Raw genomic sequence first — 17,606 nt, forward strand, 5'->3', positions numbered from 1 at the left:
AAGCACGAATTTCGTGGCGCGCGCCGACCGACGTCGCGGTCACCGTCGCAGTGCGGCCGGCGGTGGCTCGAACACGTTGCCGGTGGATGCCGCCTGGGAGTTGGGGGAGGCCTCGGAGGTGAACATCATCCGGCGGACGACCGGACCGACCAGTGCGTCGAACAAGAACGGGACCACGCGGTAGGTCGCGATCGCCGGTCGGTTGAACCAGCCGATCTGACGTTCGGTGGACGTCGTCTTCTCGGCGGCACGCACGATGGCGGCTGCGATCGTGCCCGGGGCGTCGGAGGTCGGCGGCACCCGTGGGGTCTGCTGGTCCAGGAAATTGGCCGCCGACGCATAGACCGGCGTGTTCACCGGTCCGGGATAGATGCCGTGTATCCGAACCCCGGGAAGGTGCCGATTCTCCTGCCGCAGGGCCCGGACCAGTCCGCAGAGTGCGAATTTGCTTGCCACATAGGCGGATTGGTACGGCACGGCAGTCACGCCGAGAAGCGAACCGACCAGCACGAGCTGACCGCGACCGCGTGGCTGGAAGTGAGCCAGTGCGCAGCGGGCGACGTTCGCGGCGCCGATCAAGTTGGTGGCGATGATCGCGTCGAAGACCTCGGCCGGGATGTCTTCGAAGCGACCGAACGCGGTGATCGCGGCGCATTGGGCCGCCACGTCGACGCCGCCGAAGGTTTCGATCGCGCGCTCGAAGGTCTTCTGGACCTGGTCGGCGTCGGCGATGTCGGTGGGCGCGACGAGCACACCGTCCGCGCCCGCCCGGCGGCACTGTTCGGCGACGTCGTCCAGATCGCGTTCGGAACGAGCCGCGAGCACCAGGCGGGCCCCGCGAGCGGCATACCGCAGCGCCGTCTCCCGTCCGATACCGCTCGACGCCCCGGTGATCACTACGACTCGTGCACTCATCCTCGGCCTTTCCGTCGTTTGCGCTCAGCCCATCCCATGCCACCGAGCACGGTGGTGGCTGCAGCGGCGGGCCACCCTCCGCGTCGCGTCGCCAGCACTGCCGCTGCGACGGCGACGGGGGCGAGCACCGCCACCGGATCGCGGCGACGTTGTCGGAGGCGTTGCAGCGCAGCTGGTGTGCCCGACACCAGATTCGCCGCAACGACACTGCGATGGATCGCGCCGGGTCGTCGGCCGCGGGCCGCGGCCGCGACCGCCATCGCCCACCAGAGCGTCAACGTGACGTCATGGGTCGACGACAGCGCTGCTTCCCGGCTCGGCGCGTCGTCGTCGATCGCGCCCAGAGCGGGACTCGTGCCCGTCGTTCCGTCAGCGAGTCCGTCGATGAGCTCCCTGGCCGCGTCGGTCGACGAATGCCTTGGCTGCCAATGCAATTCCTGGCGTGCCTTGGTGGTGTCCATCACCGGAGAGCGGGTCGCGACGTCGTACCAGCCGGGGGTGACGGCCAGCAGGCCCAGCCGATGGAGGGCGATGACGACCGACCGCATCGCCGCCGGGTTGACCCGCACCGGACGCGCTCCGACCAAACCTGCCAGCGCGGAGCCCGACAGAACGTCGGAGGCCACGTTGAACGAGCCACCCAGCCGCCGCCGCAGGAGCTGCACCACCGCGTCGCCGACGTCGTCGGCGTGGACGAACTGCAGTGCGAGCCCGCGAGGCAGCGGCAGCAGGGGCAACCTGCGACGCTGTGCCACGGTGAAAGCCGCCCGCGGGATCACCGATCCCACGTACAGCGAACGGATCTCGAAGGCAGCGTGGCGGGCGACGACCACCGTGGGCCGGAAGCGCGACACGACGACGTCGGGATGGTCGCGTTCATACTGATCGAGCAGGGACTCCACGGCGACCTTGTGTCTGCTGTACACCGACGTCGATTGGCCCGTCGCCGGATACGTCTCGGGGACCGGTGCCGTGGACTCGCTGGGGGCGTAGACGCCCAGGCTCGAGGCATAGATCAGATGCGACACCCCGGTGAGCGTCATCGCCGCGAGAACCGCCTGTGTGCCAACGACATTGACACGATACAAGTAGTCCTCGTCGTCGACCGGGTGTACGGCCAGAGCGAGGTGGATCACCGCGTCGACACCACGCATTGCCGCCGTCAATCGGGTGGTCGCATCTGCTGCGGAGAGATCGACGGGACACCAGTGGACGCCGTCGTAGATCTGACCACGCGTCGGCGGGCGCCGACACACGCCGACGAGTTCGGCCTGCGGAACCTGGCGGCGCAGCTCACGCAGCACGCCGGCGCCGACATTGCCGGAAGCGCCGGTGATGAGGATGCGTCGCCGCTGCTGCATGGCACGGGCATACACCGTGGCCGGCGGTCGAAACCGGAACGCGGGCAGGCAAATTCTTACGTCTTCGGATCCTCGCGGCCGGGTGTGGCACGACGTTTGCCGATGCCGGCGCGGGGTAGCACGGCGAGGGTCCCCCACAGTCGAAGGAGAAATATGGCTCGCGCAACGCTGTTCCATCAACTGCACGACGTCGGTCTGGCTGCCTGGTTCGGCGGCACGCTCGCCAACGCCGTCACGCTGAACCGGGCCGCATCGTCGGCCGGGTCCGACCGCAACGTCGGCGCCGTCGCCAACGAGGGCTGGGACCGGTGGACCCCGGTCAACGCCGCCGCGATCGGCGCCCACCTGATCGGATCGGCCGGTCTGGTCAAGCACGATACCGGCCGCATGAAGGCGCAGAGCGGTGTGCCGAGCATGGCCGCGGTGAAGACGGGGCTGACGGTCCTCGCCCTCGGGGTCACCGCCTACAGCCGCGCACTCGGGGCCAAGGTCTCCGCGCATGACGCGGTGCCGGCGGCGGATGCGACCTCCCCGGCGCCGTCGACGCCCCCTGAGGTGGCGTCCGCGCAGAAGCAGCTCAAGGCCCTGCAGTGGGTGGTTCCAGCCGCCACCGGTGCGCTGGTGGCCATCGGTGCCTACGCAAGCGAGCAGTACCGGCCGGAAGAGGTCGCCAAGGGAGCGCTGCGCCGCGTACTGTCCTGAGCGTGCCCCAGAGCGGACCTCCCTCCGCGCGCTGGGTGTTACTGGCCACGGTTCTCGGCTCGGGCATCGTGATGATCGACGGCACCGTGGTCAATGTCGCTCTGCCACACATCGGCGCCGACCTCGGCTCCGGTTTCGGTGGGCTGCAGTGGGTCGTCAACGCCTACACGCTGTCGCTGGCGTCCCTGATCCTGCTGGGTGGTTCGTTCGGCGACCATTTCGGCAGGCGCCGGGTCTTCCTCGTCGGTGTCACCTGGTTCGCGCTCGCATCGGTCGCGTGTGGCCTGGCGCCGACCACCGAATGGCTGATCGGCGCGCGGGCATTGCAGGGCATCGGAGGCGCGCTGTTGACTCCCGGAAGCCTGGCCTTGATATCGGCCTCGTTCCAGGGCGCCGACCGGGCGGCCGCGATCGGCGCCTGGTCGGGCCTGGGAGGCATTGCGGGCGCGATCGGACCGTTCGTCGGCGGCTTCCTCGTGGAGTGGAGTTGGCGGGCCGTCTTCTGGCTGAACGTTCCCCTGGCAGCGGTGGTGATCGTGGTGACGCTGCTGCACGTGCCCGAAAGCAGGGACGACGCTGCGCCTGAGGGTCTCGACATCGCCGGCGCCCTGCTTGCGGCACTGGGTCTGGGGACGCTCACCTACGGCTTGACCCGGGTGGGCAATGATGACGCGGATGTCCCGGCGGCGGTCACGATCTGCGTCGGAGTGCTGGCGTTGGCCGCCTTCGTCGTCGTGGAACGTCGCTCACCGCACCCGCTGATTCCGCCACGGCTGTTCTCCGACAGGATTTTCCGAGTCACCAACATCATCACACTGCTGATCTACGGCGCCTTGGGCGCCGCGTTCCTGCTCCTGGTGTTGCAGCTGCAGACGGTCGCCGGATTCAGTCCCGTCGCGGCAGGGACGGCGCTGCTGCCGTTCACCGTCGTGATGTTGATCTTCTCCGCACGGGCCGGTGCGCTGGCGGCTCGTATCGGGCCGCGCGTCCCGATGACCGTGGGTCCGTTGCTGTCTGCAGCGGGCTTGCTGCTGATGACACGCATCGGGCCGGGTGCCACCTGGGTGGGTGACGTGCTGCCCGCGGCCCTGACCTTCGGCGCCGGCATGGTTCTCGTGGTGGCACCGCTGACCACCGCCGTCCTCGACGCAGCACCACGCGCCATGGCCGGAGCAGCGTCCGGGGTGAACAACGCGGTGGCCCGCGTCGGGGGACTACTGGCCGTCGCGGTGCTGCCCGGCCTCGCCGGTATCACTGGCGCCGACTACGCCGACGCTGTCGCGTTCAACGCGGGATTCCATGTCGCCGTGAGCATTTCCGCGGGCCTGATGGTGCTGGCCGCGGTGATCGCGGCGGCCGGCATTCGTCGCACCCGTCCTCCGATCGCCGATGATCGGTTCCGGATCGACGAATGCCGGCACTGCGCGATCAGCGGGCCCCCGCTGAACCCCAGCGAGGTCCGCGAGCCGTGATGTCCTAGCCCGCCGGGACGGCGCCGCAGCCGACGCCCGGGATGCAGCCCGCCGCGCCACCGGGGCCGGCCACTCCACCGGGACCGCCGGGTATCACACCGGCCGCACCGCCGGGACCCGCCACTCCGCCAGGACCGCCCGGGATCACACCGGCCGCACCCGCGGGTCCGGCAGCGCCACTCGGGCCGCCCGGGATGGTGCCGGCAGCGCCACCGGGTCCGGCGACACCACCCGGTCCGCCGGGTATCGCGCCGGCTGCACCGCCGGGTCCGGCCACGCCGTAGCCGGGAGCAGGCGGCGGCACATAGCCCGCGGGCGGAGGCGGCGGAGGCGGGGCGTAACCGGCCGGCGGGGGAGGAGGAGGCGGCGGCGCGGCGCAGCCCGTGCCGTACGGGTCGACGCACCCGGCCGGGCCACCGGCGGATGCGAGCGGGGCGAAAGCGAGTGCGGCAGCGGCGGCACACGCGGCGATCACAGGTTTTTGCAGCATGTCGACACCACTACCCTGGCCGCAACGAATCTAACCCGCTGATCACTCGCTGTGTTCGGCGATGTACCGGTCGGCGTCCTTGTCGGAGGTGTCGATATCGGTGACGGATTCGCGTTCGGCATAGAACCGGAGCCACTGCATGCCGAGGTCGTGGCGCATCTGGAGGCTGGCGCTCTTGATGAAGTCAGGCATCGCCTCGCGCTCCTCTTCGTCGAGGTGCGAGCCGTTCTCCTTGCGGGCTTCGTTGACCGCCGCGAACCACTCGTCGCTGCCGGGCTCGTGCTCTCGGGACCGGCGCACCGCGTCGCGGATGGAGTTGTGGTCGGTGATCGCGTCCTCGGTCTCGTCCTCCGGATCGCCTTCCGGATTACCCGGGTGGTCGCGCCCTCCGTGGGCCAGCAGCGCCGGGTAGAACACCGTCTCCTCGGCGTCGGCGTGCGCGTCCAACCGGGTGCCCAGCGCGTCCCAGATCGCAGCCAGCTCGTCGGGGGAGTGCGCGTCGTCGAGCCGGAAGAACTGCCGGCGGAGCCAGTCGTGATCGGCGTAGATGAGATCGATGATGTCGGCCATGTGTCCAGGCATACCCGGGTTTCTCCCCGAGGAACCCGGGTACCACGGGGCGGTGGAGCAGGACACCGAGCAGCGTTTCGATGTCGTCGTCGTCGGGGGCGGGAACGCCGGAATCAGCGCGGCGGCACGGTTGCTGCGCAAGGGCTTTCAGCGGATCGCCGCGGTCGAGCCGCAAACCGTGCACACCTATCGGCCGCTGCTGTCCTATGTCGGCGGCGGGCAGGCGAACTTGCGCCGCGCCGAGCGGACCCAGCGTTCGGTGACGCCGTCGAGGTGCACCTGGATTCGCGACGCCGCGGTGTCCGTCGACCCGGCGGGCTCGACGGTCGAGTGCGCCACCGGTCGCCGGCTTCGCTACACCGATCTGGTGATCGGTACCGGACTGGTCCCCGACGACGACGAATTACCCGGCGTCACCGCCGCTTTGAAGACTCCGGCCGTCGCCAGCAATTACCTCGACCACGCCGAGAAGACGTGGCGGCGTATCCGCGCGATGCCGTCGGGTGGCCACGCGGTGTTCACCGTGCCGCGTGCGCCGGTCAGTTGCACTGCCACCACGATGAAGCCGTTGTTCCTCGCAGCCGCACACTGGCGCGACACGGGGCGCCTGCCGGGGGTGAACATCACCCTGGTGATCGACCGCCCCCATCTCGTGGGTGTGCCAGAGATCGATGCCCGGCTCTCGAAACGGTTGGCGGAGTTGGATGTTCGCATACTGTACGACACCGCGGTGGGCGAGCTGAAACCGGAGGCGAACGTCATCAGTGTCGGGGGCGGTGAGCACATGCACTATGACTTCCTACATCTGGTCCCGCCGTTCCGGGGCCCGCGTTGGTTGCAGACGTCGGGTCTGACGGGGAAACAGCCCCACGGACTCGTCGACATCGACTCGACCACGCTGCAGCACCGCACCTATCCGAACATCTGGTCGGCCGGCGACGTCGCCGCAGTCGACACCGACCCGTCCGGCGGCGCACTGCGCCGGCAGATCGCGATCCTTGTGCACAACATGCGCGCGGCTCGCGACGGCACGGCGATGAAGCGCTACGACGGGTACACCGTCGCGCCGATCACCACCGACCGGCACCGGTTGATCGCCGGTGAGTTCGACCGCAGTGGGCGGCTGGCGTCGTCACTGCCGTCGTTCGTCGACTCGACCACACCCAGGCGCTCGGCCTGGGCCTTCGATCGTCATGTGCTTCCGCAGACCTACTGGCACGGCATCCTCAGAGGGCGGTTGTGACCGCTCCCGGCTGACGGGTCGGGGTGATGCGGGCCTTGACGCCGTAGACCGAGGCGCGGGCGAGCAGTTCCCGATAGAACTCGTCCGACACCACCGGCGTGCGGCTGAGGAGGAAGCCCGACAGGCCCGTCGGGTCGGTCACGATGGCCCACTGGTAGTCGGGATCGAGGTCGACGATCCAGTAGTTGCCGGGCGGGTTGGCGTTCGGCTTGCCGAAGAACGTCACCTTCAGCTTGCTGTTGGTGGAATCGACGGGCAGCGCGGTGCCCTGGATCGTGGACTCCGGTCCGTTGTCGAAGAAGTAGTTCCCGGAGTTCGCGACGCTGATCGACCCGTCGGGGTTCAGGCCATAGACGGCCTTGGTGTTCACCAGCCCGATCGAGAAGAACTGCTTGACGCTGCCGACCTCGTACCAGGTACCGAGGTAGGAGTCGACGTCGACGACCGGCGGGGGAGCCAGGACGACGGCCGAGGTGTCGCCGAGCACGATGTACTGGTCGGGGGCGCCGTAGATGCCGGTGCCGTCGGCCGGCCCCAGCCCCTGATACAGGTCGTTGATCCACCCGGACGCCAGCGTGTAGGCCGCCGCGGTGTTGCCGGGCGCCGAGAACCGGGTGAACAGCTGCGACAGGAGGTCGATCACCGGATTGCCGCCGAGCAGCGAGTCGACGTGGGAGCCGCCTGCCAGCGTCACCCCGACGAACTGCCCGGGTCGGGCGGCGACGAGTTCCTTGGTGGTGGCGCCGAAGAGGTTGCCGGCCTGCGGCGGCGCCGCGATCTGGTACACCGGGATGTCGCCGAGTCGGGTCAGCGCCTCGGGGACGACGTTCTTGTAGGCGAACCCGTCGAACATCACGACGCCGCGCAGGTTGTCTCCGTTATCGGGATCGGCCTCGTAGTAGCCGCCCGCCGCGGCAGCCAGACCACCGCCGGCGGAGTGCCCGCTGAGCACGAAGTCCTTCGGCAGATCGCCCGTGTAGCCCGCGGCGATGGCGCTGGTGAGGAGCTCGTTCTCGTCGCCGAGGAAAAGATCGGCCACCGCCTGCTGGGTTTGCGTGCCGTTGAGCCAACAGCCTCCGCAGCGCAGCGATGGGAACGACGGGATGTTGGGCACCACGACGATGCTGTTCGTCTGCTGCGACAGGTCCTTGGCCAGCGCCGAGTAGAAGAACTTGCGGCCCATGAAGCCGTGCTGCAGATAGATGACGCCGGTGGCGTCGACTGAGCCGTCGGACTGCGTGGGGAAGTACCAGTCGGCCCGCGTCTTCAGATCCTTCTCGCCGACCGGGATGTCCAGTTTCGCCCGCCCGGTCCGCACACCGGTGACCGTGCCGGTGGCCGCGACCTGCGCGACGACCGGGGGTTCGACGGCGGCGCTCTCGGCGACCACGGATTTCTCGGCGTCGGCGTTGTGGCGCAGTGTGAGCAGCCGGGGCCGCTTGCCGGCGGCGGTGTCGGTATCGGCGGCGGTGTCGGTGTCGGTGTCGGTGTCGGTGTCGCGGAGTTTCGCGCGACCACGGGGCGTGGTGGACGTGGGTGCGGTGGCCGGATCGTCGTCGGCGCGAGCGACCCTCCGATCGCGTTTCGCCTCTCGCTTCGCCTCGGTGGAGGCGGTCCCTGCGTCGCGGGAAGGCCCTGCGTCGGTCGAGCGCGTCGGCGAGGTGTCGCCGGTGTCGGAGTCGGCGGCAGCCACTCCGTGCCCGGCGCCGAGCGCGATGCATGCACCCGCGCCCGCAGCGAAGAACCAGTAACCCCAATGTCTTGACGTCACGGCAAAGAACCTAGACCCGCGACACCGTCTCGTGGAGAGATTTGTCGGCGACGTCAGTCAGACGTCACGTACAAAGGCAGGATGCGGGCACAACCCGAGGTGAAGATCTGTCCGGTGTGCGGTCGCCCGTTCCACAACCGGAAGAAATGGGCCTCGCGCGGGCAGTGGGATCAGATCGTCTACTGCTCGCGCCGCTGCCGTGGTGCTGCGGTCAGAAGACCCGAATCCAGTCGATGAGCATCTGCGCCGGGTACGTGCCGCCCGCGGGTTCGCGGCCTCCCGAGCCGCCGACGGCGATGTTGAACACCGGTGCCAGCGTGTATCCGGGATCGTTGAACGGCCAGTCCTGGAGCGAGTTCGCGGGCACGGTGAAGAACGGCTCCATGCCGGGCTGATAGTCCTTCCAGAAGTACATGCCCGTCGGCAGCCACGTCATCCGCCAGGTGTGCCAGGCGTTGTCGACCGGGTGGCGGTCGGTGGCGAACGACGTGCCGTCCAACCGGGCGTGCACGGTGGTTCCGGACGGCCAGTCGTTGTTGCCGTACCACTCGACGAGGTCCACCTCGCCGCCGCGCACCGGGTTGTCGTTCAGGAGCCAGAACGCGGGCCACGCGCCGTCGGTGAGGCAGTCGAGCTTGATGCGCGCCTCCCACGTCGTGCCGACGGCACCGCGCCAGTTCCCGATGATCTTGGCGCTGGCGTACTTCTCCTGGATCGTCGTGCCCGGTCCGCGGGTGGCCCGGATGACGAGGTTGCCGTTGCCGTCCTGGAAGACATGCTCCTGATCGGTGACATAGCGGCCCATGTTGTAGGGCTTGTCCCACTCGACAGGGTTCCGGATGGTCTCGCGTGCAGGGACGATGAACCACCACGCCGGATCGGGCGGTGTGCCCGCCGGGCCGTTGAACTCGTCCTGGAACAGGAACACCGGGCCGGGGTCGACGTTCGCGGCCGGGGCCGGCGGCGCGCCGGGCGGAGCGGGGACGGGTGGTACGTCGCCGGGAAGGGGTTGTGCATGGGCGGTCGCGGTGGGCAGCGCGACGGCTGCCGCGCCCAGACCGAACATGAACATCAGGTGACGACGATCCATTTCTGGCACCGAACGACCATAAATGATCCCGGCCTTCTCGTCGCGGATGTGCACCGGTTTCGCTGCACCGCCTTGCGGCTACCTTCTGTAGCTGTGATCCTCGACGATGCCGTGCGGTTGGTCGGCCGAACGGTTGCCCGGATCGTCACCCGCCCGCCTCGGTACGAGCTGGCCGGCCGCGTCGTGTTCATCACCGGTGCCGCCAGGGGATTGGGTGCCGAGACCGCGCGCCGCGCCCATGCCCGCGGCGCGCGGGTGGCCCTCGTGGGCCGTCGGCTGGCGCCACTTCAGCAGCTGGCAGCGGAATTGGGTTCTGGCGCAGCCGCGTTCGAGGCCGACGTGACGTCGGCGGAGCGCCTGCAGCGCGCCGCCGACGATGCCGTGGCCGCCTTCGGTGGCATCGACGTCGTCATCGCCAATGCCGGGATCGCACCGCCCTCGCACACCGTCGCGACCATCGCTGCGGACGACTTCGAGCACACCGTCGACGTCGACCTGCTGGGCCAATGGCGCACCGTGCGCGCGACGCTGCCAGCGGTCCTCGAGCGCCGGGGACACGTCCTGCTGGTCGGCTCGATCTACGCCTTCTTCAACGGTGTGCTCGCCGCGCCGTACGCGGTGAGCAAGGCCGGTGTCGAGCAGCTCGCCCGGACGTTGCGGGTGGAGCTGGCGTCCCACGGCGCCACCGCGGGCATCGCCTACCTCGGGTTCATCGACACCGACCTGGCCGCCGACGCGTTCGCCGACGCGTCGGCCGCAGCGATCAGGCAGGCCGTGCCGCGGGTGTTCACCAAGGAGATGACCGTCACGGAGGCGGCCGATGCCATGTTGGACGCGATCGAGCGGCGCGCACCGCGGGTCAGCGCACCGGCCTGGGTGCGGCCGCTGCTGGCGCTGCGCTCGGTGACCACCGCGGTGATGGACGACGTGCTGCTGCACAACCGGAACGTGCAGGCCGCCATCGCCACTGCCGAACGAGGTGCGCGGCAACGCGATTCGTGAGCTACGCGGCGACGACGGTGGCCTGTGCGTTGCCCGACACGACGGTGAGCAGTTCGGGGATGGTCAGCTGGCCCCAGCCGGTGTTCACCGGTCCGCGCGCGGTGCCCAACCACGGCACCACGCCCGGATCGGGTGTGACGCCGAGGTGGTAGGCCTGCACGCCCGGCAGGTGGTACTGGAAGAAGTTGCCGAAGAAGTCGGCGAGGAAGACCAGGTTCCTGATCGGACCCGTGTGCCACAGCGTCGCTGCATTCAGCAGGGGTGTCATGGCGTTCGGGTCGCCGATCAGCACGATGTTGCCGTAGTGCGGCTTGCTGCCCCCGCCCGGGACGTAGGGCGGCATGAGTGGTTGCAGCCCGGGCAGGTCGGTCGCCATGAAGCCGGCGGGGTCGCCGTAGGTGATGATGTTGACGAACATCGAGTCCCGGCCATTCCCTTCGACGGTGGTGTTCATTCCCGGGGCCTCGAAGCTGACGCCGGGCAGACCGAGTTGCTGCGCGACGTACTGCGCCTCCCAGCCGCCGAGCGAGTGCCCGGTGACGAAGATGTCGTCGGCGTCGTAGCCCTGGCTCTCTGCGGCGGATCGAACCCTTTCGGCGAAGCGCAGCGCGTCATGAAACGCGCGCGGGGTCTTCGACGTGAAGACGACCTGCAGGTCGGTGAACAGCTGAGCCCCGGCTATCAGCGGATTGAACAGCAGATTCGTTCCTCCGGTGGTGCCCTGGTAGGCGATCACGATCTGTCCATCGGCGGTGACCCACGCGCGAGCGGCCATCCCGGACGGGATGTTCGCCGAGGCCAGCTGAAAACCGTTGACGGTGAACGGGACCAGACCCTCGGGTGTGGTGCCGAGTCCGTACGCCGACGCCGACGCGTTCAGGAACTGAGCCACGGTCGGCGTCGCACCTATCGGCGGCCCGTCGTAGGTCACCTCGGGAATGGCCGGTTGCGGCGGTGGCGTCCGATCCAGTCGGAACCACTTCTCGGTCTCGCGGAAGACCGCGAACAGCAGATCGTTGATGGGGGGAATGATCTTGACCGGCGGCTGCGGACCGCTCGTCGACGACGTGATGTCCAGCACCTGCAGCACCGTGTTGATCAGGCGCCCCGGTAGTTGCACGAGTTTGCCCAGCGGCGACAGCGGCTGCGGCACCGGCGCCCCGGGGGCGACGGTCGGTTCGGTGACCGCCGCGACGGTGGGTTCGGTGGCGACGTCAGCAACCGGCGGTGATTCGGAGCGGACGATCGTCAGACGTCGCGTCGGCCGCGTGGTCTCGGTGGCGGTGTCGGTGACCGCCTCTGGAGCGGGTTCGGTCGCGGTGCGGGCGCGCTTGCCGACTCGGGCCTCGATGCGCTCGTCGCGCCGCGCCTCGCGGTCAGCCTGGCGCTGCTCCCTCTTCTCCTGGACCCGCTCGGCGAACCGTTTCCACGAGGGTCGTTCGGGGCGATCACTCGAGTCGTCGTCGCCTGACGCCCCGGCGCGATCAGGCCTGTTCGGCGTGGCGGAGTCCGAGGAATGCGTCACCGTCGTCGTCTCGGTCTGGCCGGAATCGGCCCACGCAGGTGCGGGCGAGGCGGCTAGTCCTGCGCACAGGGCGAGTGCGGCAACGCCGTAGCAAAGGCGCCGGGAGGTGTCTGGCATGGTGACAACCTACGTTGTCCTGTGACAGCAGTCACACCCAGGTGCCTCGGCGCATCACCCCGGTCACCGCCAGTTCCTCGTCGAGCACCACCAGGTCGGCGACCGATCCGACGGCGAGTTCGGCGCTGGGCAACCCGAGCGCGGCGGCGGGGTTGACCGATGTCTGCGCCACCGCGGCCTGCAGCGCGTCACTGCGCGAGGCGCCGCTGTGCAGAACAGCAAACCGGAGCACCCGGTCCATCGTGGCCGTGCTGCCCGCGATGGTGTCACTGCCCGCGAGCCGGGCCACCCCGTCGGCGACGTCCACCGCCAACGGGCCGAGGTCATAGCGCCCGTCGGACATACCGGTCGCAGCCATGGCGTCGGTTATCAACGAGATACGTTCGGGGCCAGCCGCTTTCGTGACCAAACGGTAGATGGCCGGATCGATGTGTACCCCGTCGGTGATCAGTTCGACGGTGATCCGTGGGTCCTCGAGCAGTGCCGTGATCGGACCCGGTTCGCGGCGATCGATCGGGCGCATCGCGTTGAACAGGTGGGTGCCGACCGTAGCGCCGGCGTCGATCGCGGCCCGCGTCTGCGCGTAGGTCGCCTCGGTGTGCCCGACGGCGACCACCACCCCGGCGGCGGTGAACTGGCCGATCGCGGCGCCCGCCCCCGCACGCTCGGGGGCGATGGTGACCATCCGGATCGCGCCGTCACCGGCGTCGAGGACGGCGTCGATCTCGGCAGGGTCCGGATCGCGCATCAGCGCCGGCTGATGCGCGCCACAGCGCTGCGGTGAGAGCCACGGACCTTCCAGGTGGATTCCGTCGATGAGACCGGCCCGGACATCGCGCGCCAACGCGGCGACCTGTCGGAGCAAGTCCTCCCGGTCGGCGGTCACCAGCGATGCGACCAGCCGGGTGCTCCCACGGCTGCGGTGGACGGCGACGGCGGTGGCGGTCTGCTCCGGGTCGGCGGCGGAGAAGTTCGCGCCGCCGCCGCCGTGCAGATGGGTGTCGACGAACCCCGGCACCACGGTGACCGGGCCGAGGTCGCGATCGGCGGGCGTCGGCGCATCGCCCTCGCCGAGCCTGCGGATGGAGCCGTCGACCACCTCGATCCATCCTGGCCGTAGGGCTTTTCGTCCCGTCAGGATGGCGTCGGCACGCAGCAGCACCTCAGATGCCCTGCCAGTCGGGCTTGCTGCGATACGTCTCGCGGTAGTAGTCGACCAGTTGCAGCCGCCGCGCGGCCGCGTCGTCCAGCAGCACCGTCACGTGCGGATGATGCTGCAGCACCGTCGCGGGCCACATAGCGCTCACCGCCCCTTCGACCAGGTGGTGTACCGCCTCGGCCTTGCCCCGTCCTGTCGCCACCAGCACGATGTGCCGTGCCTCGGAGATCGTGCCCAACCCCTGCGTTAGGCAGTGCGTCGGCACCGCGTCGACGTCGTCGTCGAAGAATCGGGCATTGTCGAGGCGGGTCTGCCGGGTCAGCGTCTTGATCCGGGTCCGCGACGCCAGCGACGACCCGGGCTCGTTGAACCCGATGTGCCCGTCGGTGCCGATCCCGAGGATCTGCAGATCCACCCCGCCGGCGGCGCGGATCGCCTCCTCGTACGCCGCGCAGGCGGCCGGTATGTCGGCGGCCAGGCCGTCGGGGCCCTGCACCGCACCGTCGGCGAAATCCACGCGGGAGACGAACACCGCGTCGATGACGTTGCGGTAGCTCTCGGGATGATCGGCAGGCAGTCCGACGTATTCGTCGAGCGTGAAGCCCTTGGCCTGCCGGAAGGACAGCTCACCGGCCTCGTACCGGGTCACCAGCTCGTCGTAGATGCTCAAGGGCGAGGAACCGGTGGCCAACCCGAGAACCGCGCCGGGGTTGCGTTTCAGCAACGCGGTCACCGCGTCGGCGGCCACCCGGCCGATCTCCTTCTGGTCCTGCAGGACAACGACTTCCATCAGGTGCCGGCCGTGAAGAGGCCGTCACCCGACGTCAGCACCGCGCCTTCGAGCACGGCCTCGTCCGGGGTGATGTTGCCGGGCTCCCGCTCGTCCATCACCACAACGGGCACAACGGGATTCAATCCCTTGGCCACGATCGCGGGCACGTCATAGGTGGTCACCGTCTGACCCGCGGTGACCTCGTCGCCCTGGCTGACATGCGTCGTGAAACCCTCACCCTCGAGCGCGACGGTGTCCAGGCCGAGGTGTACCAGCACACCGACGTTGTCGGCCGTCATGATCACGTAGGCGTGTGGCAGGAGCTTGAGCACCTTGCCCGACACCGGGGCGACCGCCTCGATCACCTCGTGGGGAGGATCCACCGCGGCGCCGTAGCCGACCATGCCCGCGGAGAACACCGGGTCGGGGACATCGGAGAGGGGGACCGCGCGGCCCGGAACGGGGGCGATGACGGATGTGGTGCTCACAGGCGCAACTCCTTTTGTCGATCGGATGAAAGCCGATCGCACCAAGAATAGGCTTGCAGAACTTGCGCACGGGCACGAAATCGGCGAGAAGGAAGGCTGACCTGTGACGGATCGATCTGCGAAACCACAAGAAGCGCAGAGCAAGTCAGGCATGCGGATACCCGGATTCGCCCAGCTCCAACGGCTGGGCAAGAGCCTCATGCTGCCGATCGCGGTGCTGCCCGCCGCGGGCATCCTGCTGCGGCTCGGGCAACCGGATCTGCTGGGCCGGATCGAGACCCCGGTCATCGGGGCCTTCTTCAAGGCGATGAGTGCGGCCGGCGACGCGCTGTTCACCAACCTGCCGCTGCTGTTCGCGGTCGGTGTCGCCATCGGGTTCGCGAAGAAGGCCGACGGGTCGACCGCCCTCTCTGCGGTGGTGGGCTACCTGGTGGTGCAGGCCGTGTTCAAGACCATGTCGCCGATCGTGCTGGCCGGCGAGGTCGACAAGTCCGGGGAGCAGGCGCTGATCAACTACAGCGTGTTCGCCGGCATCGTCGTCGGATTGCTGACAGCGTGGCTGTTCGACCGCTACCACACGATCGAATTGCCCTCGTATCTCGGCTTCTTCGGCGGCAGACGCTTCGTCCCGATCATCGTCTCACTGGCATGTCTGTTCCTCGCGTTCGCGATGAGCTACTTCTACCCGATCTTCGACGCCGGGCTGACCGGCCTCGGTGAGTTCATCGGCGGCTCGGGAGCAATCGGCGCGTTCGTCTACGGATTCGCCAACCGCATGCTGATCCCGCTGGGCCTGCACCACATTCCGAACTCCTACATCTGGTTCCTCTACGGCGACTACCAGACACCGGGCGGGGAGAACGTCACCGGCGAGCTGACCCGGTTCGCGGCAGGAGACCCGACCGCGGGCATCCTCACGTCGGGCTTCTACCCGATCCTGATGTTCGGTCTGCCCGCGGCGGCGCTGGCGATGATCCACGTCGCCAACAAGAAGCAGCGCAAGGTCGCGGTCGGCATCCTGTCGGCGGCAGCCCTGACCGCGTTCCTCACCGGTGTGACCGAGCCGCTGGAGTTCGCGTTCATGTTCGTCGCGTTCCCGCTCTACGTGATCCACGCGGTGCTGACGGGTCTGTCGCTGGCGATCGCCTATCTGCTCGACATCCACCTCGGGTTCTCGTTCTCGGCCGGGCTGATCGACCTGCTGCTCTACGGCACGGCGCCGGCCGCGAAGAACATCCCGCTGTTGATCGTGATGGGCGTGGTGTTCTTCGCGGTCTACTACCTGCTGTTCCGGTTCGCGATCACGAAGTTCAACATGCGCACCCCGGGCCGTGAACCCGAGAACGAGTTCGAGGCCGAAGAACAGGCGAACGTCGAATCGGGCACGGAGGCGCCGGAAGCAGGTGCGGGGCCGACCGCCGTCGCGGCGCCGACGCAGACCGCGACGTCGTCGAAGGCCGAGCAGTTGATCGCAGCGTTCGGCGGCCGGGAGAACCTCGTCAACGTCGATGCGTGCATCACGCGGCTGCGGATGGAGGTCGCCGACAAGTCGAAGGTCGACCAGGGCCGTCTCAAAGCGCTCGGCGCGGCCGGCGTCATCGAGGTGGGTAACAACGTGCAGGCGGTGTTCGGCACTCAGGCAGAAGTGTTGAAGAACGACATCCGCGAGGTGCTGTAGGGCTAGCCGACCTTCTGCAGCTGGAAGGGGCTCTGCGTGACGATGCCGCCGGAGCAGCCGTAGTTGGAGTCCGATGAGACCACGCCGGCGAGCGTCACGGGGTCGACGGACATCGACACCACGGCGGGCTCGTAGTGGCCGTCGTCGCAGGTGAGGCCACCCGGCTTGGACACTGTGAACACCCAGCGACCGTCGGTGAAGGTCGTCGGTGTGGTCCAGCCCTGGTTGCTCGAGACGGTGCCGGTGCACCCGGCGGGACCGCAGCTGGTGGCGATCGTCAAGACGTTGTACGGATCGCCGTCGGCAGAGCCGTAGGTGCCGTTGAGCAGCGGGGGATCGGCGGCCGCGGCGCCGGCGAACACGAGAACGGCGATCGCCGGCGCCGTGACGGCGGCCATCGTTCGGAGAACACTGCCGGAAACCCTTGCCATAGTGATTCGCAGAGTACGGCCTGGTCAGCGCGGGAAGCGGCAGGCGGATTCGGTTGTGTCCGTTGTGTCGCCGAACCGAGACGTAGGGCCGGCCAGAACGGCGGTCAGGAATCCGGGAAGACCCGCACCGGGGCGGGCGGGTTGCGCAGCAGGGCAGGCAGAACGAAGGTCCGTAGGTAGCGACGGGTGGTGTCCGGATCAGTCGAACCCGGAAGCACGCCCATCAGCAGCGTGATCGCGGTGGAAACGAGGAACTGCGCCAGGTCCGCGGGGTCCAACCCGTCCCGGAGCCCGTCGCGATCGGCGTCGAGCGCGTCGACGAGCACGGTGACCAACTCGGTCAACGACCGGTCCTGGGCGATCAACTGGGCGATGGTGCCATCCTGGGTCTGCTCCGACAGCGTCTGCAACAGAGGATCGTCGACGAGTTCGGTGGCCACGATCACGAGACTTTCGACGAGCATGTCGGCCAGGCTCGCACCGTCGGGTAGGCGCGCCACGATCGCCTGCTGGTGCCCGCGAGTCTTGCGGGCCACCAGCTCCTCGAGCAGGCGTCGGCGGTTGGGAAAATGAAGGTACATCGCGGCGCGTGAGTAGCCTGCTTCGCGCGCAATGAGTTCCATGGTGGAGGCCTGGAACCCGCGTGCCAGGATCGACCGCTCTGCCGCATCCATCAGCACGGTCCGGGCCTCCTCGGCGGAATGGCCACCACCCGGAGGACGCCCACGCGGACGTCGCGGCGGTTCCGCTCCGGCGGCGTCAGGGGATCTGCTCATCGTGGGTCCTTCGAGTGAACAGTATGTCCGACGCTCTTGCCGTG

18 protein-coding genes are annotated in these 17,606 nt (G+C 68.8%); 6 read left to right on the plus strand and 12 right to left on the minus strand.

Going from position 1 to position 17,606, the window contains the following annotated elements; genetic code table 11:
• Positions 1-39: 39 nt before the first annotated feature.
• Entirely contained in the window at positions 40-915 is an 876-nt protein-coding gene (locus ACXYX3_RS01775) for an SDR family NAD(P)-dependent oxidoreductase (RefSeq protein WP_458609905.1), read from the minus strand.
• A complete protein-coding gene (locus ACXYX3_RS01780) occupies positions 912-2,276 on the minus strand; it encodes an NAD-dependent epimerase/dehydratase family protein (protein WP_458609906.1) in 1,365 nt (454 codons plus the stop codon). The genes ACXYX3_RS01775 and ACXYX3_RS01780 overlap by 4 nt, the downstream gene beginning before the upstream one ends.
• A gap of 153 nt (positions 2,277-2,429) precedes the next feature.
• Between ACXYX3_RS01780 and ACXYX3_RS01785 the strand changes: the two genes are divergently transcribed.
• Together ACXYX3_RS01785 and ACXYX3_RS01790 are read left to right on the plus strand one after the other, a co-directional pair.
• Positions 2,430-2,978 carry a hypothetical protein gene (locus ACXYX3_RS01785; protein WP_241207835.1) on the plus strand — a complete coding sequence of 183 codons (549 nt, stop codon included), beginning with the start codon at positions 2,430-2,432 and terminating at the stop codon, positions 2,976-2,978.
• 71 nt (positions 2,979-3,049) lie between these two features.
• Positions 3,050-4,450 carry an MFS transporter gene (locus ACXYX3_RS01790; protein ID WP_458612269.1) on the plus strand — a complete coding sequence of 467 codons (1,401 nt, stop codon included), beginning with the start codon at positions 3,050-3,052 and terminating at the stop codon, positions 4,448-4,450.
• Positions 4,451-4,454: 4 nt separating this feature from the next.
• Here ACXYX3_RS01790 and ACXYX3_RS01795 read toward each other — a convergent pair whose 3' ends face one another.
• On the minus strand, positions 4,455-4,940 hold the full coding sequence (locus tag ACXYX3_RS01795) for a hypothetical protein (protein WP_458609907.1): 486 nt from the start codon (positions 4,938-4,940) through the stop codon (positions 4,455-4,457).
• 42 nt (positions 4,941-4,982) lie between these two features.
• Positions 4,983-5,510 carry a hemerythrin domain-containing protein gene (locus tag ACXYX3_RS01800; RefSeq protein WP_458609908.1) on the minus strand — a complete coding sequence of 176 codons (528 nt, stop codon included), beginning with the start codon at positions 5,508-5,510 and terminating at the stop codon, positions 4,983-4,985.
• A gap of 52 nt (positions 5,511-5,562) precedes the next feature.
• On the opposite strand from ACXYX3_RS01800, the gene ACXYX3_RS01805 reads away from it, so the two are divergent.
• Complete coding sequence (locus tag ACXYX3_RS01805) at positions 5,563-6,753, plus strand: NAD(P)/FAD-dependent oxidoreductase (protein ID WP_458609909.1); 1,191 nt, start codon at positions 5,563-5,565, stop codon at positions 6,751-6,753.
• Here the strand turns inward: ACXYX3_RS01805 and ACXYX3_RS01810 are convergent.
• Positions 6,737-8,524 carry a lipocalin family protein gene (locus ACXYX3_RS01810; protein WP_458609910.1) on the minus strand — a complete coding sequence of 596 codons (1,788 nt, stop codon included), beginning with the start codon at positions 8,522-8,524 and terminating at the stop codon, positions 6,737-6,739. The genes ACXYX3_RS01805 and ACXYX3_RS01810 overlap by 17 nt on opposite strands.
• A gap of 81 nt (positions 8,525-8,605) precedes the next feature.
• On the opposite strand from ACXYX3_RS01810, the gene ACXYX3_RS01815 reads away from it, so the two are divergent.
• A complete protein-coding gene (locus ACXYX3_RS01815; RefSeq protein WP_241205505.1) occupies positions 8,606-8,761 on the plus strand; it encodes a DUF2256 domain-containing protein in 156 nt (51 codons plus the stop codon).
• Here the strand turns inward: ACXYX3_RS01815 and ACXYX3_RS01820 are convergent.
• Positions 8,736-9,614 carry a glycoside hydrolase family 16 protein gene (locus ACXYX3_RS01820; protein ID WP_458612270.1) on the minus strand — a complete coding sequence of 293 codons (879 nt, stop codon included), beginning with the start codon at positions 9,612-9,614 and terminating at the stop codon, positions 8,736-8,738. The genes ACXYX3_RS01815 and ACXYX3_RS01820 overlap by 26 nt on opposite strands.
• Positions 9,615-9,707: 93 nt before the next feature.
• Between ACXYX3_RS01820 and ACXYX3_RS01825 the strand changes: the two genes are divergently transcribed.
• Complete coding sequence (locus tag ACXYX3_RS01825) at positions 9,708-10,616, plus strand: short-chain dehydrogenase/reductase (RefSeq protein ID WP_458609911.1); 909 nt, start codon at positions 9,708-9,710, stop codon at positions 10,614-10,616.
• Between the two features lies 1 nt (position 10,617).
• On the opposite strand, the gene ACXYX3_RS01830 is transcribed toward ACXYX3_RS01825, so the two are convergent.
• From ACXYX3_RS01830 to ACXYX3_RS01845, 4 genes are read right to left on the minus strand one after another with little or no spacing between them, the layout of a single operon-like run.
• Positions 10,618-12,258: a hypothetical protein gene (locus ACXYX3_RS01830; protein WP_458609912.1), complete on the minus strand. Its 1,641-nt coding sequence runs from the start codon at positions 12,256-12,258 to the stop codon at positions 10,618-10,620.
• A gap of 31 nt (positions 12,259-12,289) precedes the next feature.
• Complete coding sequence (nagA, locus tag ACXYX3_RS01835) at positions 12,290-13,420, minus strand: N-acetylglucosamine-6-phosphate deacetylase (protein WP_458609913.1); 1,131 nt, start codon at positions 13,418-13,420, stop codon at positions 12,290-12,292.
• 1 nt (position 13,421) lies between these two features.
• Positions 13,422-14,207 (minus strand): glucosamine-6-phosphate deaminase, encoded by a 786-nt coding sequence (gene nagB / locus ACXYX3_RS01840; protein WP_458609914.1) that lies wholly within the window; start codon positions 14,205-14,207, stop codon positions 13,422-13,424.
• Complete coding sequence (locus ACXYX3_RS01845) at positions 14,207-14,677, minus strand: PTS sugar transporter subunit IIA (protein WP_458609915.1); 471 nt, start codon at positions 14,675-14,677, stop codon at positions 14,207-14,209. The genes nagB and ACXYX3_RS01845 overlap by 1 nt, the downstream gene beginning before the upstream one ends.
• Positions 14,678-14,828: 151 nt before the next feature.
• Between ACXYX3_RS01845 and ACXYX3_RS01850 the strand changes: the two genes are divergently transcribed.
• On the plus strand, positions 14,829-16,355 hold the full coding sequence (locus tag ACXYX3_RS01850; protein ID WP_458609916.1) for a PTS transporter subunit EIIC: 1,527 nt from the start codon (positions 14,829-14,831) through the stop codon (positions 16,353-16,355).
• A 2-nt stretch (positions 16,356-16,357) separates the two neighbouring features.
• Here the strand turns inward: ACXYX3_RS01850 and ACXYX3_RS01855 are convergent, their stop codons facing one another.
• Both ACXYX3_RS01855 and ACXYX3_RS01860 read right to left on the minus strand, forming a co-directional pair.
• Positions 16,358-16,753: a hypothetical protein gene (locus tag ACXYX3_RS01855; protein WP_458609917.1), complete on the minus strand. Its 396-nt coding sequence runs from the start codon at positions 16,751-16,753 to the stop codon at positions 16,358-16,360.
• 137 nt (positions 16,754-16,890) lie between these two features.
• Entirely contained in the window at positions 16,891-17,562 is a 672-nt protein-coding gene (locus ACXYX3_RS01860) for a TetR/AcrR family transcriptional regulator (protein WP_241205515.1), read from the minus strand.
• Positions 17,563-17,606: the final 44 nt, after the last annotated feature.

This window comes from Mycobacterium sp. Panama NTM2 (assembly GCF_054355555.1).